This is a genomic window from Pseudomonas sp. 5Ae-yellow, from assembly GCF_014077575.1.
Lineage (GTDB): Bacteria > Pseudomonadota > Gammaproteobacteria > Pseudomonadales > Pseudomonadaceae > Halopseudomonas > Halopseudomonas neustonica.
This window is the reverse complement of sequence record NZ_JACGWE010000004.1, coordinates 58,009-84,721: the sequence shown is the minus strand read 5'-3', so window position 1 is coordinate 84,721 and position 26,713 is coordinate 58,009. Positions and strand designations below refer to the sequence as shown.

The following is a 26,713-nucleotide window of genomic DNA, read 5'->3' as shown; positions in this document are numbered from 1 at the left end:
CCTTGACACCATGTGAGGGTCAAGCGGCGGCACTAAAAACCCAATTTGGGACCGCCGCTGCCTTCACCCAGTTTCAGGCCGACCTTGAGAATCCAGTCGTTATCCATGGCGGCAACGACCCAACTGTGGCCTTCCCATTGAATATGGTCGCCGACCACCGGGTGGCCGCCAAAGTGACGGCTGAAGAAAGCAGCCAAAGTCAGGTCCTGCATGTCTTGTGGCACATCAAAGCCATAGAATTTGCCGACTTCGCCCAGCTGCGCGTCGCCCTCCAGGATGAAGTCACCGAAGAAGTTTCGGCTTTCCAGGTAGCGGGGCGCCTGGGCTTTACTGAACAGCTTGGACAGTGCAGGAAGGTCGCGGGGTCTGCCGACAACGCAGAGCACGTCGTTCAGCGCTAACTGGGTGCTACCGGTCGGATGCAACAGACGATTACCGCGGAAAAGTGCTGCAATGCGCGTTTCGGCCGGCATAGTGAGATCGCGCAGGGCGACACCCACACACCAGTTGGCGTTGTCCAGTTGATAGATCAGTAGCTCGAAATCACCCTGTATGGCGGTATCCAGACTGGTGCGCTGCAGCGGCTCGGGTTGCGGTGGAATCTCCACCTTGCATAGCCGCGCAACCCAAGGCAGTGAGGAGCCTTGCAGCAGCAGAGAAACCAGTACCACGACAAAAGCCAGGTTGAACAATAGCTGTGCCTGCTCCAGTCCGGCCAATAATGGAAAGAGCGCAAGTATGATCGGGACTGCGCCACGCAGCCCAACCCAGGCGATAAACAGGCGTTCTCGCCAGGAAAACACAAAGGGCGCCAGACAGATGAGAACCGCTATCGGCCGAGCAACCAAAATCAGGAAGAGCGCGATCAATACCGCAGGCATCGCGATGATCAGCATTTCGCTGGGCGTGACCAATAGCCCGAGCATCAGGAACATGCCGATTTGGCTGAGCCAGGCCATACCGTCCTGCACCTGCAGAATGTTCTGCAGATTGCGCACGCGCTTGTTACCCAAAATCAGGCCGGTCAAATAGATCGCCAGAAACCCGCTACCGCCAATTTTGTTGGTGACGGCAAAGACCAGTATGGCGCCGCTGGTAATGAGTAGCGGGTAAAGCCCCACCGGCAAATGTACTCGGTTAACCAGCCACACCAGCAAAAAGCCGCCGCCCAGGCCGCAGAGCGCGCCAATACCGAATTGTTCGATCAGCAAGAGGGCGAAGTTCCAGCTAAAGCTGGTCTGTCCGCTAGACAGCATTTCAACCAGGGTAATGGTCAGGAAGATCGCCATCGGATCGTTGGAGCCGGATTCGATTTCCAGGGTAGCGCCAACGCGTTGTTTGAGGTTCAGGCCTTTGCCCTGAAGCAGGGAAAAGACGGCGGCAGCATCGGTGGAGCCCACAATGGCGCCCAGCAGCAAGCCTTGCAGCCAGTGTAGATCCAGCAGCCAGGCAGTGAGCCCGCCGGTCAGGGTGGCGCTAATCAGTACACCAAGACTGGCCAGCGACATCGCCGGCCATAAACCGACGCGGAAGTTCTCCACGCGAGTACGCATGCCGCCATCAAGCAGGATGATGGCCAAGGCAAGGCTGCCGATCAGAAACGCGCTGCTGGTGTCCTCAAAGGCAATACCGCCCAGCCCGTCTTCGCCTGCCAGCATGCCGATCACGAGAAAGATCAGCAGCAGCGGGATGCCCAGCCGGGAAGAGAGTGAGCTAGCGAGTACGCTGAAGCAAAGCAGCAGCGCGCCAATCATAAAGATGGTGTTGATGTAATCCATTTAGCGCTTGCCTGAAAGCCGAATGATAGACGCCTCTACTATATAGCCTCCCAGCCTGATGAGTAATAAAAATACTGTATAGTCAACACTTTGCGTGGCAAGAGGTGAGTATGGAAGCAGAATTTTGGCAAACCCGCTGGCAGCGCGGGGAAACAGGCTTTCACAAGAGCAGAATAAATCCGCTGCTCAGTCGTTGGTGGCCTGCGTTGCAGGTGCGTCCGAGTGCACGGGTCTGGGTGCCGCTGTGTGGCAAAAGTCTGGACATGCTCTGGCTGCGTGACCAGGGGTATGAGGTCCAGGGGGTGGAGCTTGCTCGCACTGCAATCGAGTCCTTTATCAGCGAACAGAAACTGGCCCTTACATGGCAGCAGCAGGATGAATTTGATGTTGCCATAGGCGCAGGTTTTGAGTTGCTGTGCGGCGACTTCTTCAAGCTCACCGTCGAGCAGATGAAAGACATTACTGCAGTCTATGACCGGGCTGCGTTGATAGCCTTGCCGCCCGATATGCGCCGTGCCTATGTCGCACATACTCGAGCCATATTGCCGCCGGGCTGGCAGATGCTGCTGGTGACCCTCGACTATCCGCAGCAGCAAAGGCCGGGGCCGCCCTTCAGCGTCCCGGACGATGAGGTACACAGTCTGTTTGCGGGCTGCCGCATTGAACTACTTGATGAGCAGGATGTGCTGGCCGATCATGCGGTCTTTGCCGCGCAAGGTATGGAACAGCTAGTTGAGCGGGTATACCGTATTCAAAACTGAAGGCGCTGTTTTTATTTTAACGTCCTTACTGTTCGCGGAGTTGCGATGCTGGCCGCCCTAGCTCTGGTATATAAACTGCTGCCGCTTTACGCAACTGTGGCCTTGGGTTGGGTTGCGGGCCGTTACCTGGATGCCAGCGGCAGGCACATTGCCGGCATCATGATGTACATAGTGACGCCTTCCGTGATTTTTGCCGGGGTGATGAATGCGCCGCTGTCGACTGAGGTGGTCATGCTGCCTTTTTTGACCTTCAGTTTGTGCTCGTTGCTTGGGCTACTGCATTTGTTTGTCGCGCGATGCTGGTTACATGACGGCAGTGCCAATATGATCCCGTTATCGGTGGGCACTGGTAATACCGGTTATTTTGGTATCCCGGTGGCACTTCTGCTCTTCGGCGAGCAAGGCTTGAGTATCTACATCGTCTGCATGCTGGGTACCACGCTGTTCGAGAACTCGGTCGGATTCTATCTGGCGGCGCGTGGCCGTTTTGGGGTGCGTGACTGCGTGCTCAAGGTTGCTCGTCTGCCTTCGTTGTACGCATTCTTTCTGGCTGTAGCGCTCAACTACAGCAACGTCAGTATTCCCGCAGCTTTTATGCCCCTGTTCGACAACCTGCGGGGTGCTTATAGCGTCCTTGGCATGATGATCATTGGCATGAGCATTCTTAGCTTTCAAGGTTTGGCGGGCAATCCGCGGTTCACGGCGCTGGCGTTCTTTGGCAAGTTTGTCAGTTGGCCACTGGCTGCATTGGTGTTCTGGTTGCTCGACAGTCAGCTATTGCATATCTACGATGCGGCGGTTTATCGCGCAATCCTACTCATCTCGATCACGCCCATTGCGGCCAACACCGTTGTTATCGCGACCCTTCTGGATACGAGTCCACAGCAGGTGGCTGGAACGGCTTTGTTGAGCACCTTGGTCGCGCTGGTCTACATCCCGCTGGTAATCGCACTTGTGTTTCCAATGATCGCATAGTGGCGAGGCGCCTTTTTTTGTAAGCCAAGGATTTTTATTCTGAAAACGACTAAAAATCGTTAATGTTTTGGGCATTTTAGTCGATACTTAAAATAGGAAGCCAAGCATTGTGGGTAGGGAGTCTACCTGTGGTTCGCCGCGTTGTGATCTGATGCAAGCCAAGGATATTGGTCTTTTCCGGAGTGCTCTCGGAAGCTATTCACATGCGGTCGTTACCAGCCTCCAAGGAGTAGGTAGGGTCGCATGAGACGTCCCCCGATATCGCTGCCAATAAATAAAGAGTGCACACTCATGATTAGTCTATTTCGCAACTTGGGTTTCCGCTGGAAGCTCACCCTGCCTATTCTGGTTCTAGCCGCCTTATTCGTCGTTTTGGGTTTATCCGCCATATGGGCGGTAAATAATGTTGAAAGTCGATTGATCAGGGTATCTCAAGAGTTGTTACCACAGAGCTCTACCATTCTCGAAGCAGACCGCGATCTTTACCAGGCTCTTCAGGCCGAACGGGCATTGCTGGCAGGTGTTGATTTCCCCGGTTTGGCCGATGACCAAACCGGTAATATGCAACAGGCCAGTGATCGTATTGCCAAGTACGGCGCCTCCACGGAATCACCCGAAGGCAAGGCCCTGGCTGCGGACTTTGCACGCGCTTTTGACGTCTGGAAGCGTACCTCTCTGGAAAGCGTGCGCATGGCCGCTGCCGGTAACGCAGAGCAGGCGAGACAAACCAGCTTTAATCGCGGCTATGAAGAGTTCAGTAAGGCGCGCGGCTTGATCGACCAGATGACCGAGCTGGTCAATGCCGAAGCGGCGCAGGAACGCATCGAGGCTGAAGAGGATGCCAATGCCAGCTATGCACGAGTGGCCATGGTCCTGGGGGTTGGGGTTGTAGTTTGCGTCTTGATGATCGCTTTTTTTCCGGGGCTGATTATCAATCCGCTGAAGGACCTGTTGCAGCGGATTCGCGATATCGCCGATGGCGAAGGTGATCTTACCAAGCGCGTTGTAGTTCATTCCAAGGATGAGCTGGGCCTGCTTAGCGAGGCCGTTAACGATTTTCTTCAGCAGCTGCAGACGCTGATTCAGCAGGTCGCGGAATCGACTTTGCAGGTTGCTTCTGCATCTGAGGAGATGAGTGCTATTGCCACTGGGCAGGAGCAGTTGGTCAACGAGCAGCATTTGGCGATTGACCAGGTCAGCACCGCCGCGACCGAAATGAGTGCTGCCATTCACGAGGTCGCTGATAACGCGCACAGCACAGCTGATGCTGCCAGTACTGCCGATAAGCAGGGGCACGAGGCGTCCGATATTGTTGGTCAGACCATGAATGATTTGCGTCGTTTGGCCGCTGACGTGGCGGAAGCCGCCGGGGTTATCGATAACCTGGAGCAGGATACCGACAAGATTGGTGGTGTGTTGAGCGTCATTGAAGGCATTGCCGAGCAAACCAACCTGCTGGCGCTGAACGCCGCGATCGAAGCAGCGCGAGCTGGTGAGCAGGGCAGAGGTTTTGCGGTGGTGGCTGACGAAGTGCGAGCTCTGGCCGCAAGGACGCAGGACTCCACACGCGATATTCAGCAGATGATCCAGAAGCTTCAGGCCGGTGCCGGGCAAGCCGTTACTGTTATGCAGCGCGGCGCAGAGTTGGCCGCGCAAAGCGTTGAGCGGGCAACGACGACCGAAAGCTCGCTGGCAGAGACGTCAGCTTCGGTAATGCGGATTAACGATATGGCCGCCCAAATCGCCGCTGCCTGCGAAGAGCAGAGCCAGACAACAGAGGATATCGCACGCAATATCAGTGGTATTCGCGATCTTTCCAACCAGTCCGCGCAGTCTTCGCAGGAGAGCCGTGACGCCAGTAACGCCCTGGCTCGCCTGGCTGCCACACTGCAACAACAGGTTGGTCGCTTTAAAACCTGATATTCGGGTTGTAACTTACGGGTAAGCAGTTACAATAGCGCGGCCTGACATCAGCTCAGGCCGCTATGGTGACCCTGCCGGTCCCCTCGCAATGATTCGCCGTGAACCTGGTCAGGCCCGGAAGGGAGCAGCCACAGCGGTTACATCGTGTGCCGGGGTGTGGCTGGTAGGGTTGCCACCCATATTTACCTCTTGTTTCTTCCCTCTTCTTAAGTCAGCTTCGCCGGCAAACAGATAGTCCGCGTTTGTTTGGGCGCAAAGCCGTGCGCGCCTGCCTGGTTTTGCGGCCAGGCAGGCGGTCACTGGCCAGCCCGACGGCTTCTACGCCACGCCCTGCCTTTTCTCTGCTGCTTTGCATTACGCTGACGGCTTGGTCGGCACCCGCTTGCAGGCGGGTGATCATGCTTTGAATTTCGGTGGTGGATTGCTGCGTGCGCGAAGCAAGTGCACGTACCTCATCAGCTACCACAGCAAAGCCGCGACCCTGCTCGCCGGCGCGCGCAGCCTCAATAGCGGCGTTCAGCGCCAGTAGATTGGTCTGCTCGGCAGTACCCTGGATGACGCTCAGTACTGATGTGATGTTGCCGCTTTCTTTTTCCAGGCTCTGGATAACGTCGGCAGCGCGCTCAACTTCTTCGGCCAGGGTTTGGATGGCGTCGATAGTCTGGGTAGCCAGTTTGCGCCCCTGCTGGGCTTCCTGTTCGGCTTGGTGTGATGCTTCTGCTGCTCCTGCCGCGTTTCGAGCCACATCTTGAACGGTAGTGGTCATCTCGTGCATGGCGGTGGCGACTTGAGCTACCTCGTGGGTTTGCTGGCGCACTCCACTGCCGGTTTGCACGCTGATCGCGGAGGTTTCCTCTGCTGCGGCCGCCAGTTGGCTGCTGGAACCGGCGACTTGACTGATGGTTTGCTGGAAGCGTTCGGCCATGCGGTCAAAGGCCTGGCTGATGCGGCCAAGCTCGTCCTTGCTGCGATCATTGGTGCGGGCGGTGAGATTCCCCTCTGCGAGCTGATTGCTGGCGTTTTCGAGGCGCGCAACGGCTGCACTGATGCCGGCAATAATGCCCCACGCCAGCAGCGCGAGCACAGTGATCGCCAGCAGGGTAGTGACGGCTGCAAATACCAGATTGTCTCGATAAGCGGTTCTGGCCGACTGGTACTCCTGCTCGGCTATCTGCAGTTGCAGGTCGAGCATTCTGTCAAAGGTACGTTCCAGTGCGCGGCTATAAGGTTGCAATGTGCCGAGCAAGGTTTGGTTGGCTTCGGTAAAGCGCTATTGTTGCAGCTGGGAGACAGTGGGGTCGATACCCTGTATGAGCAAGTTGTCTAGCTGCGGTGCTGCGGTGTCGGCGAGCTGCTTTTCTTCGGCTGTGAGGTAGGTTGCCAGGTAAGCTTTCCAGTCATCCGTTACTCGCTTTCTGGCCGCTGTAACGGAGTTGATATGCTGATCTATCGCATGGTTATGGCTCGCACTAAGCGGTTGTGAGGGGGGCGTGCTGTAGCGCGTACAATAGCTCAGATTGTATATGTTGCAGCTCATACTTGATCCGGCTCAGTTGCCCGGTAGGTACCAGACGATCGAGATAGACGCTTTCCAGCGAGTCGGCTGACTTGCTGATGGCTCTTACGGCAGCGACGCTCAGCAAAACCAGCAGCAATACCGCAAAGATGATCAGGCCAACCAGTCTTGTCTTGATGGTCAGGTTATTCAGTTTGTTCATTAATATAGCAATCCGAAAATACGGGGAGGTGGGATGTCGCAGGCAATGAATATCGGTCTGCAGGCGCATTCGAACGCCTACTGGGTGCTATTCACTGAAATCACTACCATGTGACAGGCCTTAAAGGCCTCTTTCCCTCGCATTGTCGCCCCTGCTTGCGATACATTATCCGCCAGCATTCGAACCAATGGAACCGAACCTAGCCAATGAGTTATCAGGTATTAGCCCGCAAGTGGCGCCCCCGTCTATTCCGTGAAATGGTTGGGCAAACGCATGTGTTGCAGGCGCTGATCAACGCGCTGGATAACAACCGGCTGCACCACGCCTATCTGTTTACCGGCACCCGCGGTGTGGGTAAAACCACGATCGCGCGTATTCTTGCCAAATGCCTGAACTGTGAGCGGGGGGTAAGTTCCGAGCCGTGCGGGGAGTGCTCCGCCTGTCGTGAGATTGATGAGGGGCGTTTCGTTGACCTGATTGAGGTCGATGCGGCCAGCCGCACCAAGGTAGAAGATACCCGCGAACTGCTGGACAACGTGCAGTACGCGCCTTCGCGCGGCCGCTTCAAGGTCTACTTGATTGACGAAGTGCACATGCTGTCCAGCCACAGTTTCAACGCCCTGTTGAAGACGCTGGAGGAGCCGCCGGAGCATGTAAAGTTTTTGCTGGCGACGACCGATCCACAGAAGCTGCCGGTCACCATCTTGTCGCGGTGCTTGCAGTTTTCGCTGAAGAACATGCCGCCAGAGAAGGTCGTCGAGCACTTGCGTCATGTGCTTGACGAGGAGGCTGTTGGTTTTGATGACGAGTCGCTCTGGTTACTTGGCCGTGCCGCTGATGGCTCAATGCGCGATGCGCTTAGCCTTACCGACCAGGCCATCGCCTTCGGTAACGGAGCCTTGCAGGTGGCCGAGGTGCGCAGCATGCTTGGTACTATTGACCATGGACAGGTATTTGGCTTGCTGGAGGCGTTGGTAGCCCATGACGCCCGTGCATTAATGCAGGCTGTCGCCGATCTGGCTGAGCAGGGCGCTGATTTTGCTGGCGTGATGGCGGAGCTTATTTCTACCTTGCAGCGCTTGGCTATTGCTCAGGTGGTGCCCGAGGCAGCAGACAACAGCTTGGGTGACCAAGCTCGCCTGTTGGAGCTGGCCGGGCGCATCAGTGCAGAAGACGTTCAGCTATTTTATCAACTGGGGCTGCATGGCCGTCGCGATTTGCCGCTGGCCCCGGAGCCGCGCGGTGGTTTTGAAATGGCGTTGCTGCGGATGCTGGCGTTTCGTCCAGGTACGCTGGGTGATGGCCCGACGGTGAGCGCGCCAGTCAGTCAGGCCAGAGCGCCTGAACCCGCGCCGGAAAAGCCGGTCGGACTCAGCCAGGCCAAGGCTGAGCCCGCAAGCGAGAGGCCAGCAGCCGGTGCTGAGCTATCTCAGGGCTCACCCGACAGCCCAGCCAAAGTCTCCAATGCGTCCGAGCCAGCTGCTAGGGTGACCCCTGAAGTGGCCGGTGAACACGGCGATGCGCAACAGGATGTTGCCCCCGTGGAGGTGGAGCAAGATTCCCGGCCGGTTGACGATCACGCGGACGATGGCTCGCCCGCTGCAGCGAGGCCCGCACCACAGCAACCGCTGAACTCGCGCACCCCGGTCAAGCCGCCACAGAATGAACCGCCTGCTGAATGGCTGGAAGCGCCGCCGCAGGATGACGTGCCCGACCGTGAGGACGATGAAGAGCCACTGGATGTTTCTCAATATCTGGGCGACTGGTCAGATGAGCCGGTCATGGCCGTCGAGGACGCTTTAGTTGATAGTGCTGACGAAATCAGCAGTTTGCCTACGGCGACGGGCGTGGCTGCACACTGGTTGGCATTGTTTGATCAGCTTGGATTGTCCGGTCTGACCCAGAGTATTGCTGCACACTGTGAGCTGGTCGCAAACGAGGGTGGAGCCTGGAAGCTGCACCTTGATCCCGGCCACAGTGCGCTATACAACGAAAATCATCGGTTGCGGCTGCAGCAGGCCATTGGTGCTCAGCAAGGCAGTGATATCCGCCTGGAAGTTGAGGTGCAGGCGCCGCAACAGGAAACGCCGGCGATTGCGGCTGCACGCCGCAAGGCGGTGAGGCAGAAGGCAGCCGAGGCGAGTATTAACGGTGATCCTATGGTCCAACGTCTGTGCAGTGAGTTTTCGGCTGAAATTTGTGAGGGCAGTATCCGCCCCATCGATGCGCCCGTTATTTAATCGTTAGAGGACAGAATCATGATGAAAGGTGGCATGGCAGGCCTGATGAAGCAGGCTCAGCAGATGCAGGAAAAAATGGCCAAGGTGCAGGAAGAGTTGGCTAACGCCGAGGTGACCGGGCAGTCTGGCGCGGGCCTGGTATCCGTGGTGATGACCGGCCGCCATGATGTGCGTCGGGTTAGCATTGATGACAGCCTGATGCAGGAAGAAAAAGAGGTCCTTGAGGACCTGATCGCTGCCGCATTCAATGACGCGGTGCGTAAGCTGGAAAAGGAAAACCAGGAGAAGATGTCCGGTATGACCGCAGGCATGAATTTGCCCGACGGCTTCAAGATGCCGTTCTGAACCAGCTGAAGGCGATACCTAGATGAGTTTTAGCCCCTTGATTCGGCAAATGATCGAAGCGCTTCGCGGCTTGCCGGGTGTAGGCCCGAAAACCGCCCAGCGCATGGCATTGCATTTGTTGGAGCGCGACCGCGCTGCGGCTGCGCATTTATCCAAGGCGCTCGATCAGGCGATTGCCGGTGTGGGCTATTGTCGTCGCTGCCGCACGCTAAGTGAGACTGAGCTCTGCGAGATATGTACAGACGAGCGGCGTGATGCCAGCTTGCTCTGTGTTTTGCAGAGCCCGGCTGATGTGTGGGCAGTTGAGCAGGCCGGTGGCTTCAATGGGCGTTATTTTGTGCTGAAAGGGCACCTGTCTCCCATTGATGGTATGGGGCCGGATGAAATAGGTGTGCCCGCGTTGGTCGATTGTCTGGAAGGTAGCGAGGTGACGGAAGTCATACTGGCAACCAATCCGACCGTGGAAGGCGAGGCGACGGCGCATTACATCGCCAGCTTGCTGCGTCCACGCGGCATCAAGGTGTCGCGTATTGCTCACGGTGTACCGCTGGGTGGTGAGTTGGAATATATCGACGGCGGCACGCTGGCGCATGCGCTGGCAGGCCGCACCCAGGTACTCTGATCTGAGTGCGGCTTGGCAAGGCGTTCAGCCGGCCAGTGTGCCTTGCTGGAAGTCACGCACCGCCTGGTGTATCTCGGCCTCGCTGTTCATCACGAAGGGCCCGTACTGAACCACTGGCTCGCCAATAGGTTTGCCGGCGATGATCAGCAGTCGAGCGCCTTGGCCGCCTGCTTTAAGTTCTAGCAGATCCCCTTTATCGAACCGACCCAGTCGGCCGGCTTTAAGGCCGGTCTGGCGCTCCTCGCCGTGCACCTCGATGTCACCTTCATAAACGTAACTCAACAGGTTATGGCTGCCAGGCACAGGCAGTGTCACCGGTTCGCCGGGTGTCAGGTGGATGTCTAGGTAGAGCGGCTCGGTTGACTTGCCGGTAATAGCCCCCGACATTGTTGCGCCGTTCAGCTCCAGCGCCCCGGCAATTACCTTGAGTGAGCCACCTTTGCCAGTGGCGTATTCGGGGATGGCATCAGCGGGCAGGTCCTGGTAATGAGCCGGCTGCATCTTTTCTGCTGCTGGCAAATTCACCCACAACTGAAACCCGCGCATGGTGCCGTGGTCCTGCTGCGGCATCTCGGAGTGAATAATGCCTCGTCCTGCCGTCATCCACTGGACGCCACCGGGCTCAAGCAGTCCTCGATTACCCATGTGGTCTTCGTGCAGCATTCTGCCTTCAAGCATATAGGTAACAGTTTCAAAACCACGGTGGGGATGCGATGGGAAGCCGCCGATATAGTCTTCAGCGCTGTCTGACCCGAATTCGTCGAGCATCAGAAATGGATCAAAGCGTGCACTGTTGCTGCCGCCGAACACACGGGTAAGTTTGACGCCGTCGCCATCTGACGCAGGTTGGCCGACGATGGCTTCAAGCAGATCTCGTTTCTTGAGCTGGGACATGACGCACCTCCTTGGTTAATCGATGCGTCATTGTAGTAACAGATAATTCGATTTAATAACGCAATAATTGCGTCATTCGTATCTGTTTTGCTGATCATGCTGCCAGGTCATGCTCCGGCTTTGGCGGCCTCGACATCATGGTCAAGCGCATCGATCAGCCGTTGATAAGCTTGGCAGGCATCAAAACTGCTGTCTGCAGGGTTCTCTTCCTGCAGCTGATTCATGCGGTCGCGCAACTCTTCAGCTTTGTCAGGATTGTTCTTGGTCATGTCATAAATCATTTGAGCTACTACGCCAGCCTTGTCGATGGCTATTTTCGGCGTGCAGACTTCCGGTTCAGGGGCTGTATCAGCAGAGACCTGAGTGGCTGACAGGCAGAATAATCCGGCAAGCAGCAGTGCTGAAAATTGTTTCATCATGACCTCGTATTTGGGTATCCAAGTGTTAATGGTAGCCTTATAGACGCCGAGCTCCAAGCGAGCAAATGAAGCGTTGTGACCCGCGGTGAAGTACAGAAGGGTATTGCGCTGAGAAAAGGGACGATAAATGCAGCGTTGTAGGGCAGTTTTGGTGGGCTTGCTGGTTTTTTGCTGCGCGCATGTGTCGCAGTCGATCGCAGCGACGCTGAGGGTGGGGTTTGGTGCTAGTAAACCGCCCTATGTCTATGAACATGAGTCACGCGGGCTCGAGTATGATCTGGTTGCGGCTGCGCTGCGTGAGGGCGGTGATGAGTTAAGGCCCTATTATGCCCCGGCCGAGCGCCTGCATCGTATGTTTAAGCAGGGTGAGCTGGATGCCATGGCGACTACTGGCAGCGCCAGCGATGTGGGCGCTTTTTATTCTGACAGTTACATCGAGTATCAGAACGTGGTCGTTAGTCTGGCCAGCAGGGATATTGTGCTACAGCGTATAGCGGATCTGGACGCGCTCTCGGTGAGTGCTTTCCAGCGCGCACGCTATATGCTGGGTGCTGAGTATGCTGCCATGGTTAGGCGTAATCCGGCGTACCGCGAAGAACCGCGCCAGATTATCCGTAGCTTGCTGCTCTATGCTGGTCGCGTGGATGCGGTGGTGGCTGATGAGCGGATTTTTAACGCGTTTAATCCACTCATAGCTGGACAGGTCGATGTAGCGCAGCCAATAACCATTCATCGGCTGTTTGCGCCTACGCCCTACAGCGTTGGTTTTGTTGATAGTGCAGCAAGAGACCGCTTTAACACTGGTTTGGCAGCTCTTCGCGCCAGCGGTGAGTATGCCCGCATCGTGGCGCGCTACGCTGCTCAGTGATGCGGGCGAATACTTCAGTTACGTCCTTTTTGCCATTCACTCTTGAGACTGTTCCAGAAGGTTCTCAGGCTCAGTACCTTGTGGTCTACCGCATCAATAAATTCATCTAGATGCTCGATAAGGTCGTGCTGACTTTCATCGTTGTCCTGGTGATGAGCCAGTTGGTTTTCCAACTGGTTAAGTGATTCACGCAAGGCCTTTATGCGCTCTTCGGTTTCCTGTCGACTGTGTTGACTCATTGGTTCGCTCCTTGCGTTTAAATTTGGCCGATGCCGATCAGTGCGAGTGGTAGCACGAAGAAGGTGCCGCCGATGTAGCCGGCAACATAAAGTTTGTTGCGCTGAGCCAATGTGGCCAGGCCTTCGGCAAGGCGCGGTGGGATCTGGCGTAAAAACGGGATGCCGTAGATAACAGCGATGCCCAGCAGGTTGAAGAACAGGTGAACTAGTGCGATCTGCAAGGCGAGCACCGCGTTGTCGCCGCTTATAGCGGTGGCGGCCAGCAAGGCCGTTACGCAGGTGCCGATGTTGCTGCCTAGGGTAAAAGGGTAAACCTGGCGCATCGAAAAAACGCCGGTGCCGGCTAGTGGGACGATCAGTGAAGTCGTGGTTGAGGACGATTGCACCAACACAGTAATAACGGTGCCGGACGCCATGCCTGAGATCGGCCCGCGACCAACACTGGCGTGCATTATATCCTTGGCGCGCCCCACCATCACCTTGCGTAGCACACGGCCGATAGCTGAGACGACAAACAGAATCATGCCCACGCCGATCAGGATCAAGGCGATACCCTGCCAGACAGATCCTGGTAGCCAGGATACACACAGCTTGAGTAGGTCAATGGCGGGCGCAAGTACGGTTTTCATCAGATTGACGCTACCCATGTCCAGGCTGGCGTCGCTCACCAGGAGTGCGGCGACGACTTCCGAGCTGCGCTGCAATGGGTGAAAAAGCAGCTCGATCGGTAGCAGGATAATCACGGCCAGGATATTGAAAGCGTCGTGCACCGTAGCGGCAGAAAAGGCACGGCGAAACTCCTCACCGTTGCGCACGTGACCCAGTGCAACGATAGTGCTGGTCAGCGAGGTGCCGATGTTGGCGCCCATAATCAGGGGAATGGCAATTTGCACCGGCAGGCCGCCCGCTACCAGGCCAACAATGATCGAGGTTACCGTGCTGGAGCTTTGGATCAGTGCGGTGGCGACCAGCCCGATCATCAGCCCGACAAAGGGGTTGGTGGCGAAGGCGAAAAGCTCTTTGGCATTGGCGCCAGCCGCTGCCTTGAAACCACCGCCGATGGCACCGACGGCCGCCAGCAGTAAATACACCAATACCACCACGGTCAACCAGGAGAGCCATTGGCGGCTGGCGGGCTGGGTAGGTTCTTGTGAAAGCGGTTCCTGCGCAATAGAGGGGGCTTGGCTGCTCATCCAGGGCGTCCTGTTTCAGTGAAGGTTATGCTGGCCTTCTACTGTCTGCCGCGATTGCGGTGAAAACATGACGACGGGATGAATTTGCGATGACAGGGTGCTGTGGCTAGTCCTGTGCGGCCAGGAAGTCCCTCAGCATGTCGGGCGGTACGTCGCGCTTGTGGCTCAGGCTCGCGTCTCCAGTATCGGGGTGGAATACGATCAACAGCTCTTTTCGTTCAAGCTGCTTGCGTACCTGCGCAACGCGTTGCTCAAGACTGTCCTCAAAGCCATTATCGGTGCCGTCACGGGTGACGAAATCTTCGAGCAGGCGTTGCAGGGTTTCGGTTTCGAGCATTTGGTAAGGGATCAGCATGGGGTCGACTTCTCGGATGACTGTAAGTGCAATGGTACACTCGCAGGCCCTTGATTGACCGATTGACCTGCAATGATTACTGATCCGTTATTTTACCTGTACGCCATACCTGCCGTCCTGCTCTATGGCATTGCCAAGGGTGGTTTCGGCGGTAACATAGCCATTCTGTCAGTCCCTTTGATGGCGATGGTCGTGGCGCCCCAGCAGGCCGCAGCTATTCTGTTGCCGATACTCTGTGCCATGGATCTGGTCGCGTTGCGGACTTTTCGCGGCCGTTGGGATAAAACCAACCTGCGTATTATCCTGCCGGCAGCGCTGGTAGGGGTGGCGTTGGGCGCTCTGACCTTTCGCTACCTCAACGACTCTCACATCAAGCTGTTGATTGGCGGCATTGCTTTACTGTTTACGCTGAATATTTTGTTGCGCAGGGGTGTTGCTGACCCGCGTCCAGCCAGTCTTTGGCGTGGCAGTTTCTGGGGCATGATATCCGGCTTTACCAGTTTTGGTATCCATGCTGGTGGCCCACCTATCAACGTTTATATGTTGCCGCAACGCCTGGAAAAAACATTGTTGATGGGCACCATTGCGGTGTTCTTTACCGTAGTCAACTGGGTAAAGGTGCCGGCCTATGTATATCTGGGCCAGTTTTCCACCGAGAATTTGCTGACCTCTCTGGTTTTGCTGCCGCTCGCGCCCATTGGTGTGCGGTTGGGTTTCTGGATGCTGCAGCGTAGCAATGAGCAGTTAATCTATCGTCTTTGCTATATCTTTCTGTTTTTTACCGGTGGCAAACTTTTCTATGAAGGGGTTATCGGCTTGGTTGCTGCCTGATCAGCCGTTTCAGGCTGCTGTACAGGGGTGTGCTCTGGACAGGTTTGGCCAGGTAGTCGTCCATACCTGCCGCCATACCCTCGAGGCGGTGGCTGTCCAGAACATGGGCAGTCAGCGCCACAATAGGTATGCGTCTTAGGTGTTCGCGTTGCTCATGGGCGCGGATACGTCGCGTTGCCTCAAAGCCGTCCAGTACGGGCATCTCACAGTCCATCAGAATCAGGTCATAGCGCTGTGGATCATCCCGGTAGGCGCTTAAGGCCTCGGCGCCGTTGACTGCAATGTCAACGCTATAGCCGACCTTCTCCAGTAAGGTGCGCACGACCAACTGGTTTACCTTGTTATCTTCTGCGATTAAAAGATGCCCACCCGTCTGCTCGGTTGCGCTGTCGCGGCTCTGGATGTTGTTAGCGCCAGCATCGTGATCCAAGGCTTTTACTTGCCGCATCAGTTCGCGCATCTGCGTTGGTAACACGGGCGTGCTGTGAGTGATTAAACCCGGGGGCGCTACAGAGGTTGCGGGCTGAGTATTTGGGCTATGTAGCAAGAGTGTTTTTAGCTGCTGTTGCAGAGCTGAATGCACCAGCCGGTCTAGGGGGGCATCCGCTATCCCTGCAGTGGCCAATACCAGCAGATCATAGCCTGCGATTGCCGGTTGTTGGCTTTGGTCATCCAGGGCGCAGCAGGTGACATTGCAGCCGAGGCGTTCCAGTTGTAAGCGATAGGTAAGTTGCGCTCTGGGTTGCGCTGCGACGAGCAGCACCCGGTTGTCGATGCTGGTTGTTTGCGTTACTTCAGCGGCGGCTTCAGGCAACGCGATAGTGAAATCAAAGCAGGCGCCATTGTCAGGTTCGCTGACCAGGCTGATCTGGCCTCCCATCAGGCCAACCAGTTCCTGGCTGATCGTGAGTCCGAGGCCGCTGCCGCCGTAGCGTCGGGTCGTGCTGCTGTCTGCCTGAGTAAAAGAGCGGAACAGATTTTTCCTGGCCTCGACCGCAACGCCGATGCCGGTGTCGGTCACCCTGAAACGCAGTTGCCAGAGTCCTGTCTGGTCCTTGTCGGGCAAACCGGTCACATCGATCGCTACATGGCCACGTTCGGTAAACTTGACCGCGTTGCCAAGCAGGTTGAGGAGTACCTGCTTGAGCCGGGTCGGATCACCGATCAATTGGCCAGGTACCTCGGGTGCTAGGCTGCAGTAAAGACTCAGGCCTTTGTTCAGGCTTTGCGCGGTAAACAGGCTGGCAGTATCGGATACCAGTTCCTCCGGATCGAAGGCAATTGCTTCCAGCTCGACGTTTCCGGACTCCAGGCGGGCAAAGTCGAGGATATCGTTGATAACCGTGATCAAGGTATTGCCTGATTTGCTGATGGTATCCAGGTAATAACGCTGTGTGCCGTCCAGTCGGGTGTCGCGCAGCAACTGCAGCATGCCCAGTACGCCGTTTAGCGGGGTACGAATTTCGTGGCTCATGCGGGCAAGAAAACGGCTCTGCGCCTGCGTTTCCAGACGTGCCTGCCGTGCTTGCTCGTCAGCCTGGTAGCGCGCTTCCTGTAGTGCCTTGATTCGATCGGCGAGGCCCAGCGAGAGGATGAACATTTCTACGCAGATACCCAGCTTGACCCAGGTCGTACCGTAGGAGGAACCAAAGAACTCATAACCGAGTGAGCCTGCGGTAGACAGCATCAGCGAGCAGAGCAGCAGCACCCAGGCGCAGGTGTAATAGGAACCGTAGCGGAAGCCCGCACGCCACACGCGCAAGCCGCTGAACAGCAGGATGGCAGAGCTGACCAGGACGAACAGGCTTGCTGCTCGGTTATACAGGTCATGACTGATCAGCGGCAGCAGCACCATGCTCAGCAAGACCAGCACTATCTTGGCCTGTAGCAGGCGATCGAGGCGCGGGAAGTGCGCTGCGGTATGCAGGAAGTGCCGACTGAACTGCGTCGCCACGGCGCAGTGCATGAACATCAGGGTATAAATTGACAGCGACTGCACCGTATTACCCGGTGCCACCCATTTCCATAGCACGCCGTCGAACGCGATCATGAACAGCATCATGTTGAAGGCATAGATCAGGTACCAGAGGTAGGTTACCTCGCGCAGCGATACCAGCAGGAAGAGGTTGTAGGCAAAGAGGCCAAGCATGATTCCGTAGAACAGCCCCGCAGCCAGAGAGCTGTTTTCCTGCGCCACGGCGTTGGCCGGCCAGGTAGAGGCATATAGCGGAACGAATACGGTGCTGGTGGTTTCAACGCGCAGGTAGAAAGGGTTGTCACCGGGCGCCAGGGTTACCGCCAGCCAGTGATTGCGCACTTCGATAGGTCGCTGCGCTTCGCTGATGTGATCGCCGCTTTGCTGGTGCTGAACGCCATCTGTGCCAAGTTGGTAGAGGTCCAGCTGATCGAGCAGGTTGTAGTTGACCTCAACTACCGCGTCCAGCGGCAGCTCGTTTGGGTTGCGCAGGGTAAAGCGTAGCCACCAAACCGAATCATTCTTGCCCTGGTTAACATGCTTGCCGTTGGTAGTGCGCCAGTCTTTTGCGGTCGTCTTATGCAACACCTGGTCCAGCGACATGCTGGCGCTGGGGTCCTCAAAGATCTGCAAGTGTGAGACCAGGTTGACCCGCGGAGTCTTGGTGTCCAGGGTCACAGCGGCAAGCTGCGCTGAAATAGGCGCTGTAGGCACAGGCGTGTTGGCTGAACTCGCCCCACAGTGCCAGAGCATCAGAACAAGGAACAGCAGGCTTAAGCGGCGCTCGCGCATCGGTATTCTTACCTGATCAAGCCATCAGCTGATTATTGTCTTTGTGGTGCGATGGCGTTGGCCAAAGGCTAGCACAACCTGGTCAATCTGGTGATAAGCCGTGCGTGCCTTTCTGACTACCGGTTTGCTCGCCACGGATCAGGCGACGTAACAGAAAGCGGTTTGGATGTACCGCTTCTGCCAGGTCCCTTGGCAGTGGTAGCGGTTCGCCGGTGATCCAGGCCGCCACCAGCTCGCCGCTCAGAGGGCAGCTGATCAGACCACGTGAGCCGTGCGCGGCGTTGATATACAAATCTTGATGCCAAGGCGCTGCTGAATCGGGCTGTTGCGAGGCATCCTTGGCCAGTATTGCGTAGCGCTGGTTGAACGGGTCGGGGTCGGCGACGGGGCCAACCAGCGGGAGATAATCAGGCGCGGTACAGCGCAGTGCCGCTCGGGCTTGTAGTTCATCGGCCTGTTCGCGATACGGCGCAAAGCTATCGTTGAGTTGTGGCGATAGTGCGGCAAGCAGGTCCAGGTTACTGAGGTTCTCTTCGGCACTGGGCTGGTTGTCCAGCCGATCAAAGCGGAAACTGGCGCCCAGGTGGTGCTGATCCTGTTTGGCGGGTGATATGTAGCCATCTGCACACAGCACCGTTTTCAGGTTGAGGCTATCAGCGGTGGCCGGCAAGTGGGTGATCTGACCGCGAATAGCCTTCAGCGGCAGGTGACCACTTTGCTGGAAGCGAGCGCTTTCATGGGCGCAGCAGATAATGACGACCGGGGCGCTGACCAGCGTGTCGTCAACCTGATCAATAATGTGCCAGTTGCCGTCTTCACGCTGCAGACGATCTGCACTCGCCAGTGGTTGAATGTCGATCAGCGCATGATGTGCCAGTTGGCGGCATAGCGCTGGTGGGTTGACCCAGCCAGCGCCAGGGAAGAAAAGCCCGGAGGTATTAATCTTTACGCCCGCCAGTTCGCTGGCCTGCGATGCGTTGACGGTGTGCAGAAAATCGGCTGCGTAGTCCTGAGCGGCTAACTGAGATTGGCGCTCGGCTTCCTTGGCGTTTTTTGCCAGCTGGAGTACGCCGCAGGCTCGCCAGTTGTGCTCGCCCTCAGGTAGCTCACGTCGCAGTGTACGCAGGCTGTATTGATAACTACTTTGAATGAAGCGCGACAGTGGCGGGTGATGCGGCGAGAGCTTGGCGTAGAGGATGCCTTGCGGATTGCCTGACGCCTCCTGCGCTAGTTCTGAGTGACGTTCCAGCAAGGTTACGCGCCAGCCGCGCCGGGCCAACGCGTGAGCGGTGCTGCAGCCGGCGAGGCCACCCCCTATAACCAACGCGTGGCGTTCAGTGCGCTGTGGTGGTTTCGGTCTGGCGAACCAGGGCGGCTGCCATCCGGGCGTAACCTGGCCCGCCAGTTCGCCGCTCAGCATCTCTCGCTTGCGGCCAAACCCCTTGACCTTACGCATGCTGAAGCCCGCTGCTTGCAGGCCGCGACGCACCTCGCCAACGCAGGTGAAGGTGGCGACCGTGGCATTGGGTGCAGATAGCCGCGCCATCTGCTGGTATAGGGCTGGTTGCCACATATCGGGGTTCTTGGCCGGCGCAAAGCCGTCCAGGAACCAGGCGTCCACGCTGGCATCCAGCTGCGGTAGAGTGTCGAACACATCGCCAATCAGCAGTGTCAGGGTTACGCGGCCTCCGGCCAGGCCAAAGTGTTGCCAGCCTGGCGCAAGACCGCTGTATTGCGCTAGCAGCTGGTCAGTCCATTCGGCCAGTTCAGGCCAGATGCTCAAGGCTCGACGCATATCCGTCGGTGTTAGCGGATATTTTTCGGTGCTGACAAAATGCAGGTGTGCGCTCTTGGGGGCAATCTGATCCCAGAGCTGCCAGGCAGCCAGGAAGTTGAGTCCGGTACCAAATCCGGTCTCACCAATACAGAAGCGTGATTCGGCTGGCAGTGAGCCAAAGCGCTGGGCTAGTTGGTTGTGTTGCAGGAAAACATGGCGTGTTTCATCCAGGCCAGCATCACGTGAGAAATAGACGTCGGCATATCGGATGGAAAATGGTTGCCCACCCTCTATCCAGTCCAGCTCTGCGTGGTAGGAAGTTGGCTCTGTCACTGTTGCTCCGGAATCAAAAAGTCGGAGCTATTGTAACGCTGCCAAGAGCAGACTGCTGCGTTGGCTCAGGCTGATATTCAACTCATATTAGGTAATATCAGCAGCAGCCAGGTAGCAAGAAAGACCAGGGCAACAGTCGACCATTTTGGTTTTATCAGGGTTCTCATGGCGTACGCCTTTTATTGTTATGTGCTGTCAGCGCCTTGTGAGCACTTTGCGATGCGCTCGCCGCGGGTGGCGGCTTTACGCAAGGGCGCGAGACTAATGCATACCCAAAGGGGTTAAGCCTCCCGCCACACGCTATTTATATCATGTGTCTAAGGTGAGTTTAGTGATCCAAATCGCGTCTATTAGACTAATTGGCTACTAGACTCGGCGCGCATGTCGCCAAGCAATATGAAACTGCCATCATTTTGTAATCTAACGCCTGAAGCGCCCACGTGTGTAGGCGCCTAGCTTGCCAATGGATCAACTTAATTGGTCGGTCCGCGCGGCCATGATTAAATCGTTGCGATGCACGCCGCCTAGCCCATGGCTCCACCAGGTAACGGTAACCTGCCCCCACTCGGTTAGCAGGGCAGGGTGATGGTCTTCCTGCTCGGCGAGCGCGCCAACCTGATTGGTAAATGCGAGAGCGGCGTTGAAGTCCTTGAAGGAATAGACCTTTTCAATGCGCTCGACCGAGTCGACCTGCTTAACTACCCAGTCAGGCAGCTGTGCAAGCAGGCTATCGATCTGTTCGCTAAGCAATTTTTTTGCATTGGCTTGGCTGGTATCGAGTGCTTCGGTGCTGAGATCAGACATTGAGTTCTCCTGTTTAATCGAGTGCTGACCAGCATAGCAGCAGGTCAGCGCTTATAACGTGCTCTGCTACATAAGCGTATGATAGCTAGCAGTTCGTTGGACATTCTGAGTTGGGGGCATATGTGATTCGCTTGCGGTGGCTAAGACGGGGCCTTCGGTTTATTGGATGGCGTGCAGACAGCACTAGCCACCGAGAGAAAGCGATATCGGCATTGGGCACCACGGTGTCCCTGTTGCTGATCTATTGGACTACTCATCTTGGCTTTGGTGCCGAGGGTGCGCTTTGGGTTACCGGTTCCATGGGGGCCAGTGCGATTCTGGTGTTTGCCATCCCGCACGGCGCCTTGTCTCAGCCTTGGCCGGTGATCGGTGGTCACGTGCTGTCGGCTATCTTTGCTATTGCCTGTCTGCAATGGTTGCCGGGCACGCCCTTGATGGCTGCGTTGGTGGTAGGCGGCAGTGTGCTGGTGATGATGTATGCACGTTGTTTGCATCCGCCTGGCGGTGCCACGGCCATGATAGTCGTGCTGGGCGGTCCAACGGTGGCCGATGCTGGCTATGGCTTTGTGCTGTATCCGATCCTGCTTGATTGCGTGATCATCGTATGTGCGGCCATGTGTTTCAACAGCCTGTTTGAGAGTCGCCGCTATCCGTTGGCGCTGGTTAAGCATGAGGTTACTCGTCCACCGGGCATCGCACCGGAAGACTTCGAGCACGCGCTCAAGCAAATGAACTCCTTCATGGACATTCAATTCGATGACCTCTTGCGCTTGGTTGAGCTGGCTAACGCTAACGCACAAAGCAAGGGTGTGACTGCAGATGAGCTGACGGAAGGCCATTTCTATAGCAACGGATTACCCGGCAGCAACTGGTCGGTCCGTGAGGTGCTCCAGGTGGTCCGCAGGCCGGGCCGGGCGGGGCGAGTGCGCTACCGCATCGTCAAGGGCCGGGGTGAAGGTGGTAACGGCATCTGCCGCGCCAGTGAGTTCGTGCGCTGGGCTCGCTATAGAGTTGAGGCTGACAAGAACGGCACGGCCTGGCACCGTGTCGAAGTATCCTGATGCTGCAGAACCATAACAGTTTGCCCTGCAACAGAGGGGCAGCTGTCTCTATTCGCTTTGCCGGTCGCGTTTTAAAATAGTGTTTTATTCTCACTTTTATTCGAGTTATCCCCCATGCATGTGTCATCCGGTCGCTGGCTGTACGGTTTTTTATTGACGTTGACCACGACCATGCTCTGGGGCGTACTACCCATCTTGCTAAAGGAAGTGCTGCAGGTCATGGACCCCTATACCGTGACCTGGTATCGGTTTCTTAGCGCCGGTCTGGTGTTGTTCTGCTGGTTGGCGGCAAAACGACGTCTGCCTTCAATCAGGGCGCTGTCGTCACGCAATCGCGGTTTGCTTATCGTCGCGATCGGCGGTTTGGCCTGCAATTACGTGCTCTACGTGATGGCACTGCAACGGCTGACGCCCGGTACCATGCAGTTGATCATTCAGGTGGCGCCGATCATGCTGATGTTCGGCAGTATGCTGGTGTTCCGTGAGCGTTTTGGTATTGGCCAGCTTATAGGTCTGCTGGTGCTGATTCCGGGGTTTGGGCTGTTCTTCAATCAGCGTTTGCTGGAACTGCTGACGCAGATGACGAGCTATACCACGGGAATTCTGATCGCCATTGCCTCGGCGTTCAGCTGGGCTTTGTATGGTTTGGCACAGAAACAGTTGCTGACCATCTGGTCGTCGGTCACCGTGATGATGGTGATCTACCTGGCGTGCTCGGTGCTCTTGTGGCCGCTGGCTTCGCCGCTGGAGGTACTGCAGTTATCCACGCTGCAACGTTGGCTGTTGCTGGGCTGCTGCCTCAATACGCTGGTTGCTTATGGCGCCTTTGCCGAAGCTTTGGCGCACTGGGAAGCCTCGCGGGTCAGCGCGACCGTCGCCACCACACCGTTGTTCACTTTCTCCCTGGTCGCGCTGGGTTCGATGCTGTGGCCGAGTGTGATCGAGCCTGAGTTGCTTAACTCGCTGGCTTATCTGGGCGCGCTGATGGTGGTGGGAGGCTCTGCGTTGATCGCGTTGGCACCCAGCCTGATTCAGAATCTGCGCAACCGGCGGCTTCGGCGGTTGAGCATTACGCCACCGCCGGCGCCCTGATCACGTTTTGGGCGCGTGGTCACCGAGCATCAGCTCGGGTCTGACTGCGGCATCGAACTCGTCTTCACTCAGATAGTTCAATGCCAAGGCGGCCTGCTTGAGCGTAGTGCCCTCGCTATAAGCCTTCTTGGCGATATCGGCAGCCTTGTCGTAACCGATAACGGGGTTCAAGGCGGTAACCAACATCAGGCTGTTATCCAGATGCTCTCGCATGCGTTCAGCATTCGGCTGCAGGCCTTCAACGCAGTGCTCACGAAAACTGTTACAGGCATCGCTCAGTAGTCGGATTGATTGCAGCAGGTTGTGAATGATGACCGGTTTGAATACGTTCAATTGCAGTTGGCCGTTGCTGGCGGCGATGCTCAGGGTGGTGTCGTTGCCAATTACCTGACACGCGACCATGGATAGCGCCTCGCACTGGGTCGGGTTGACCTTACCCGGCATGATTGAGCTGCCAGGCTCGTTGGCGGGCAAGCGCACTTCGGCAAAACCAGCACGAGGCCCACTGCCGAGCAGGCGCAGATCATTGGCCAGTTTCATCAGGGTTACCGCCAGCTGTTTGCAGGCGCCATGCAGTTGCACCAGGGGTTCATGCCCGGCCAGGGCGGCGAATTTGTTGTCAGCGCTGGTGAACGGCAACCCGGTCAGCACGGCTACTTCACGGGCGAATTCATTGGCGAAGCGTGGCGGAGTATTAAGCCCGGTACCTACCGCAGTGCCGCCCTGGGCCAACGCCAGTACCGCAGGCATGGCTTGCTTGACCGCGTGTATGCCCATGTCGAGCTGGGCGACGAAAGCCGATAGTTCCTGACCAAAGGTGACTGGTGTGGCGTCCATCAAGTGAGTGCGGCCGATTTTGATCAGCTGTGCGTGCCGGTCAGCCTGGGTCTGCAAGGCGTCGCGCAGTGCAGCTGCCGCAGGCAGCAAATGCTCGTGCGCTTGCCGTGCAGCGGCAATGTGCATGGCGCTCGGAAAGGTGTCATTTGAGCTTTGCGACTGGTTGACCTGATCGTTCGGATGAACCGGGTGCTTGCTGCCCAGCGCTTGGCCGGCCATTTCGTTAGCGCGGTTTGCTATCACCTCGTTGGCGTTCATGTTGCTCTGTGTGCCGCTACCGGTCTGCCAAACGGAAAGCGGAAACTGCTCATCCAGCGCGCCGCTGATGACCTCGTCTGCCGCGCGTTCGATCAGGCTGGCCAGCTCTGCATCCAGCTCGCCTAGTTGGCAATTGGTCCGCGCGGCGGCTTTTTTGATGATGCCCAGTGCGTGCACTACCGGTAACGGAATGCGTTCTTCGCCGATAGCAAAATGCGCAAGGGAACGCTGGGTCTGTGCGCCCCAGTAACGTTCGGCGGGAACGTCGATGGGGCCCATGCTGTCGGTTTCGGTACGTGTCGGCATAATGGCTTCCCTGAATTGCTTGAATGAATAGATCGGCTGCTGCGTGCTTACCTTGCAGGATAGTCTGCATGTGATACAGCTTGTCGACTATGCAGCTTGGACTCTATCGCGCATGGGTGGTTCGCTGCGCGTACATTTGCATTGGGCTACAATGGCAGCCCGCTTTTCCCCGGAGGTGATCATGGGCACTACCCAACAGGCATTGGAACAGGCGCTGCAGGCGCTGGCGCCGAGCCATATCGAGCTGGTCAATGAAAGTTATATGCACAGCGTACCGCCGGGGTCGGAGTCGCATTTCAAGGCAGTGCTGGTGAGTGACGAGTTCAGTGGCTTGAATGCGGTCAAGCGCCACCAGGCGGTTTATCGCGCGCTCGGCCCGCTCATGCAGGAGATCCATGCGCTGGCGCTGCACACCTATACAGCCGATGAGTGGCAGGCACGCCAACAGGCCCCAGCTTCACCGAATTGCCTGGGTGGAAGTAAGGCGGACCAGTAGCTGGCGACTGGTCGCTGACTGCTGTGGCGGCTTGAGTCTATTCAGGTATCCCGTGTCGTCAGTGGTTCTGTCGGTCGCGGCTCTTTGCTAGAATACCGCGGTGCGAAATAGCGTTCGAGCTGTCTGGATGCCTGAACGCACTATCCAAGGTGCGCCCTTTACGTGGGCGTCAACTGAATAAAAGAGGTAAGCATGTCTGCAATTGTTGTTGTGGCGCTCTACAAGTTCGTCTCGCTGGAAGATTACCAGGCCTTGCGCCAACCGCTGCTCGATACCCTTATGGCCAATGGTGTGAAAGGCACGCTGTTGCTCGCTCGCGAAGGGATCAACGGCACGGTAGCCGGGCCGCGCGACGGTATGGATGCGGTGCTTGCATGGCTGCGCAGTGATTCGCGTTTGAGCGACCTGGACTACAAGGAGTCGCTCTGTGACGAAATGCCCTTCTATCGCACCAAGGTCAAACTGAAAAAAGAGATCGTTACTCTCGGCGTGGACGGTATTTCACCCACCAAGCGCGTGGGGACCTACGTCGAGCCGCAGGATTGGAACGCCTTGATCAGCGACCCGGAAGTACTCTTGATCGACACCCGCAACGATTACGAAGTGTCCATCGGTAGCTTCCAGGGGGCCGTCGACCCTAAAACCAAAACCTTTCGCGAGTTTCCCGAGTACGTCAAGGCACACTACGATCCGACCAAACACAAAAAGGTTGCGATGTTCTGTACCGGCGGTATTCGCTGTGAAAAAGCCTCCAGCTATATGCTGGAAGAAGGTTTTGATGAGGTTTTCCATCTTAAGGGCGGGATTCTCAAGTACTTTGAAGAAGTGCCTGCCGAGCAGTCGATGTGGGATGGCGAGTGTTTTGTCTTCGATAACCGCGTGACAGTGCGCCATGACCTGGCACCGGGCTCCTTTGATCAGTGCCATGCCTGCCGCCATCCGGTCTCGGCAGAAGACATGGCATCGGTGCTCTACGAGGAAGGTATCAGTTGTCCGCATTGTTACGACAGTCTGCCCGAAAAGACCCGGCAGCGGGCAATCGAGCGGCAGCGCCAGATTACACTGGCCAAAGTGCGTAATCAGCCGCATCCTATCGGTCAACCACAACACCTGGCATCGCCTAACGCCAAGGCAGACTGACCGCGACGCCAATCGCCGCCTGTGAGGTAATTCATGAGCCAGCGCCTTATCTATGTAATGGACCCCATGTGCTCATGGTGCTGGGGCTTCGCTCCGGTCATTGATGCCATTACCGAGGCCTATCCTCTGCTGCCATTGCGTCTGGTCGCAGGTGGCTTGCGGGCCAACCACGGCGCGCCACTGGATGAGCATACGCGCGCGGTGCTGGCTGAGCATTGGCAGACGGTCGCTGAAGATTCAGGCCAGCCAGTGGGTGATCCGCAGTCGCTTCCCGGCACCTTCGTTTATGACACCGAACCCGCTTGTCGGGCCTTGGTCGTAGCGCGAGAGTTGGACCAAGCCAAGGTCTGGCCTTTTGTGCGCGCAGTTCAGCAGGCATTTTATATTGATGTTGAGGACGTCACGCACGCTGCTGTGCTGGTGGCATTAGCCGAATCTGTTGGTTATCCGCCAGCTGAATTTGGTGAATTGTTTGATCAGCAGAAGACCCGCGAGATGACCCTGGCCGATGTAGCCTGGGTAGCTGATCTGGGGATGGCGGGTTTGCCGATTTTACTTGCCGAGCGAGAAGGGCAGTTGGCACTCTTGGCTAACGGCTGTCAGCCTGCGGATCAGGTGCTGGGTTTATTGGCGCGTTGGGTCGAGGCAGGGCAAAAGGCGGGTGTGGTTACAGCCTGACTG

Annotated in this window: 26 protein-coding genes, 1 other RNA gene and 2 pseudogenes; 15 read left to right on the top strand and 14 right to left on the bottom strand. The window is 56.9% G+C overall.

Features of this window, described 5'->3' with window-relative positions; translation table 11 throughout:
- Positions 1 to 32: 32 nt before the first annotated feature.
- Entirely contained in the window at positions 33 to 1,778 is a 1,746-nt protein-coding gene (locus tag H4J77_RS04170) for a potassium/proton antiporter (RefSeq protein ID WP_182247163.1), read from the bottom strand.
- Between the two features lie 110 nt (positions 1,779 to 1,888).
- Between H4J77_RS04170 and H4J77_RS04165 the strand changes: the two genes are divergently transcribed.
- From H4J77_RS04165 to ffs, 5 genes and pseudogenes are all read left to right on the top strand, one after another.
- Entirely contained in the window at positions 1,889 to 2,539 is a 651-nt protein-coding gene (locus H4J77_RS04165) for a thiopurine S-methyltransferase (RefSeq protein WP_182247161.1), read from the top strand.
- A 45-nt stretch (positions 2,540 to 2,584) separates the two neighbouring features.
- The gene (locus H4J77_RS04160; protein WP_182247159.1) at positions 2,585 to 3,514 is read left to right on the top strand and encodes an AEC family transporter; all 930 of its coding nucleotides are present in this window, start codon (positions 2,585 to 2,587) and stop codon (positions 3,512 to 3,514) included.
- A 243-nt stretch (positions 3,515 to 3,757) separates the two neighbouring features.
- Positions 3,758 to 4,576: pseudogene (locus tag H4J77_RS20310) on the top strand (MCP four helix bundle domain-containing protein); the annotation flags it as partial.
- Positions 4,577 to 4,645: 69 nt separating this feature from the next.
- Positions 4,646 to 5,434 carry a methyl-accepting chemotaxis protein gene (locus tag H4J77_RS20305; protein WP_372237893.1) on the top strand — a complete coding sequence of 263 codons (789 nt, stop codon included), beginning with the start codon at positions 4,646 to 4,648 and terminating at the stop codon, positions 5,432 to 5,434.
- A 75-nt stretch (positions 5,435 to 5,509) separates the two neighbouring features.
- An RNA gene (gene ffs / locus H4J77_RS04150) (signal recognition particle sRNA small type) lies at positions 5,510 to 5,606 on the top strand.
- Positions 5,607 to 5,648: 42 nt separating this feature from the next.
- On the opposite strand, the gene H4J77_RS20160 is transcribed toward ffs, so the two are convergent.
- The 4 genes and pseudogenes from H4J77_RS20160 to H4J77_RS04140 form a co-directional block, all read right to left on the bottom strand.
- Positions 5,649 to 6,362, bottom strand: coding sequence for a methyl-accepting chemotaxis protein (locus H4J77_RS20160; protein WP_404940751.1), 714 nt, complete (start codon positions 6,360 to 6,362; stop codon positions 5,649 to 5,651).
- Positions 6,357 to 6,629: pseudogene (locus H4J77_RS20300) on the bottom strand (HAMP domain-containing protein); the annotation flags it as partial. The pseudogene H4J77_RS20300 and the gene H4J77_RS20160, both read right to left, overlap by 6 nt.
- A 78-nt stretch (positions 6,630 to 6,707) precedes the next feature.
- Positions 6,708 to 6,974 (bottom strand): Tar ligand binding domain-containing protein, encoded by a 267-nt coding sequence (locus tag H4J77_RS20295; protein ID WP_404940747.1) that lies wholly within the window; start codon positions 6,972 to 6,974, stop codon positions 6,708 to 6,710.
- Entirely contained in the window at positions 6,907 to 7,155 is a 249-nt protein-coding gene (locus H4J77_RS04140; protein ID WP_182247153.1) for an MCP four helix bundle domain-containing protein, read from the bottom strand. The genes H4J77_RS20295 and H4J77_RS04140 overlap by 68 nt, the downstream gene beginning before the upstream one ends.
- Before the next feature lie 206 nt (positions 7,156 to 7,361).
- Between H4J77_RS04140 and dnaX the strand changes: the two genes are divergently transcribed.
- Genes dnaX through recR form a run of 3 tightly spaced genes read left to right on the top strand, consistent with a single transcriptional unit; the run spans position 7,362 to position 10,362 of the window.
- Positions 7,362 to 9,395 (top strand): DNA polymerase III subunit gamma/tau, encoded by a 2,034-nt coding sequence (dnaX, locus tag H4J77_RS04135; protein ID WP_182247151.1) that lies wholly within the window; start codon positions 7,362 to 7,364, stop codon positions 9,393 to 9,395.
- An 18-nt stretch (positions 9,396 to 9,413) separates the two neighbouring features.
- A complete protein-coding gene (locus tag H4J77_RS04130) occupies positions 9,414 to 9,740 on the top strand; it encodes a YbaB/EbfC family nucleoid-associated protein (RefSeq protein WP_123889682.1) in 327 nt (108 codons plus the stop codon).
- A gap of 22 nt (positions 9,741 to 9,762) precedes the next feature.
- Complete coding sequence (recR, locus tag H4J77_RS04125) at positions 9,763 to 10,362, top strand: recombination mediator RecR (protein ID WP_123889681.1); 600 nt, start codon at positions 9,763 to 9,765, stop codon at positions 10,360 to 10,362.
- A 24-nt stretch (positions 10,363 to 10,386) separates the two neighbouring features.
- On the opposite strand, the gene H4J77_RS04120 is transcribed toward recR, so the two are convergent.
- Positions 10,387 to 11,256, bottom strand: a complete 870-nt coding sequence (locus H4J77_RS04120) for a pirin family protein (protein WP_182247149.1) — start codon at positions 11,254 to 11,256, stop codon at positions 10,387 to 10,389.
- A 107-nt stretch (positions 11,257 to 11,363) separates the two neighbouring features.
- A complete protein-coding gene (locus H4J77_RS04115) occupies positions 11,364 to 11,732 on the bottom strand; it encodes a hypothetical protein (protein WP_123889679.1) in 369 nt (122 codons plus the stop codon).
- 124 nt (positions 11,733 to 11,856) lie between these two features.
- Here H4J77_RS04115 and H4J77_RS04110 point away from each other — a divergent pair, with 124 nt between their 5' ends.
- Complete coding sequence (locus H4J77_RS04110; protein WP_310734930.1) at positions 11,857 to 12,543, top strand: transporter substrate-binding domain-containing protein; 687 nt, start codon at positions 11,857 to 11,859, stop codon at positions 12,541 to 12,543.
- Between the two features lie 14 nt (positions 12,544 to 12,557).
- Here H4J77_RS04110 and H4J77_RS04105 read toward each other — a convergent pair whose 3' ends face one another.
- The 3 genes from H4J77_RS04105 to H4J77_RS04095 all read right to left on the bottom strand — a co-directional run bounded on the left by H4J77_RS04105 (position 12,558) and on the right by H4J77_RS04095 (position 14,330).
- On the bottom strand, positions 12,558 to 12,782 hold the full coding sequence (locus H4J77_RS04105; RefSeq protein ID WP_123889677.1) for a hypothetical protein: 225 nt from the start codon (positions 12,780 to 12,782) through the stop codon (positions 12,558 to 12,560).
- A 17-nt stretch (positions 12,783 to 12,799) separates the two neighbouring features.
- Entirely contained in the window at positions 12,800 to 13,975 is a 1,176-nt protein-coding gene (locus H4J77_RS04100; protein ID WP_123889676.1) for a Na/Pi symporter, read from the bottom strand.
- 106 nt (positions 13,976 to 14,081) lie between these two features.
- Positions 14,082 to 14,330, bottom strand: coding sequence for a YheU family protein (locus H4J77_RS04095; RefSeq protein ID WP_123889675.1), 249 nt, complete (start codon positions 14,328 to 14,330; stop codon positions 14,082 to 14,084).
- Positions 14,331 to 14,402: 72 nt separating this feature from the next.
- On the opposite strand from H4J77_RS04095, the gene H4J77_RS04090 reads away from it, so the two are divergent.
- Complete coding sequence (locus H4J77_RS04090) at positions 14,403 to 15,161, top strand: sulfite exporter TauE/SafE family protein (protein WP_123889674.1); 759 nt, start codon at positions 14,403 to 14,405, stop codon at positions 15,159 to 15,161.
- Here H4J77_RS04090 and H4J77_RS04085 read toward each other — a convergent pair.
- From H4J77_RS04085 to H4J77_RS04075, 3 genes are all read right to left on the bottom strand, one after another.
- Positions 15,139 to 17,928, bottom strand: coding sequence for a hybrid sensor histidine kinase/response regulator (locus H4J77_RS04085; RefSeq protein ID WP_182247145.1), 2,790 nt, complete (start codon positions 17,926 to 17,928; stop codon positions 15,139 to 15,141). The genes H4J77_RS04090 and H4J77_RS04085 overlap by 23 nt on opposite strands.
- Positions 17,929 to 18,010: 82 nt before the next feature.
- Entirely contained in the window at positions 18,011 to 20,038 is a 2,028-nt protein-coding gene (gene mnmC / locus H4J77_RS04080; RefSeq protein WP_182247143.1) for a bifunctional tRNA (5-methylaminomethyl-2-thiouridine)(34)-methyltransferase MnmD/FAD-dependent 5-carboxymethylaminomethyl-2-thiouridine(34) oxidoreductase MnmC, read from the bottom strand.
- A 468-nt stretch (positions 20,039 to 20,506) separates the two neighbouring features.
- Positions 20,507 to 20,842 carry a 4a-hydroxytetrahydrobiopterin dehydratase gene (locus H4J77_RS04075; protein WP_182247141.1) on the bottom strand — a complete coding sequence of 112 codons (336 nt, stop codon included), beginning with the start codon at positions 20,840 to 20,842 and terminating at the stop codon, positions 20,507 to 20,509.
- A gap of 233 nt (positions 20,843 to 21,075) precedes the next feature.
- Between H4J77_RS04075 and H4J77_RS04070 the strand changes: the two genes are divergently transcribed.
- Both H4J77_RS04070 and H4J77_RS04065 read left to right on the top strand, forming a co-directional pair.
- Positions 21,076 to 21,903, top strand: a complete 828-nt coding sequence (locus H4J77_RS04070) for an HPP family protein (protein WP_123889670.1) — start codon at positions 21,076 to 21,078, stop codon at positions 21,901 to 21,903.
- A 114-nt stretch (positions 21,904 to 22,017) separates the two neighbouring features.
- A complete protein-coding gene (locus H4J77_RS04065; protein WP_123889669.1) occupies positions 22,018 to 22,995 on the top strand; it encodes a DMT family transporter in 978 nt (325 codons plus the stop codon).
- Here the strand turns inward: H4J77_RS04065 and fumC are convergent, their stop codons facing one another.
- Positions 22,996 to 24,396 (bottom strand): class II fumarate hydratase, encoded by a 1,401-nt coding sequence (gene fumC, locus H4J77_RS04060; protein ID WP_182247139.1) that lies wholly within the window; start codon positions 24,394 to 24,396, stop codon positions 22,996 to 22,998.
- Between the two features lie 181 nt (positions 24,397 to 24,577).
- On the opposite strand from fumC, the gene H4J77_RS04055 reads away from it, so the two are divergent.
- The 3 genes from H4J77_RS04055 (at position 24,578) to H4J77_RS04045 (ending at position 26,710) form a co-directional block, all read left to right on the top strand.
- Positions 24,578 to 24,892: a BolA family transcriptional regulator gene (locus tag H4J77_RS04055; protein ID WP_182247137.1), complete on the top strand. Its 315-nt coding sequence runs from the start codon at positions 24,578 to 24,580 to the stop codon at positions 24,890 to 24,892.
- Positions 24,893 to 25,084: 192 nt separating this feature from the next.
- Positions 25,085 to 26,032, top strand: a complete 948-nt coding sequence (locus H4J77_RS04050; RefSeq protein WP_123889666.1) for a rhodanese-related sulfurtransferase — start codon at positions 25,085 to 25,087, stop codon at positions 26,030 to 26,032.
- 33 nt (positions 26,033 to 26,065) lie between these two features.
- A complete protein-coding gene (locus tag H4J77_RS04045) occupies positions 26,066 to 26,710 on the top strand; it encodes a DsbA family protein (RefSeq protein ID WP_182247134.1) in 645 nt (214 codons plus the stop codon).
- The last annotated feature ends 3 nt before the right edge of the window (positions 26,711 to 26,713 follow it).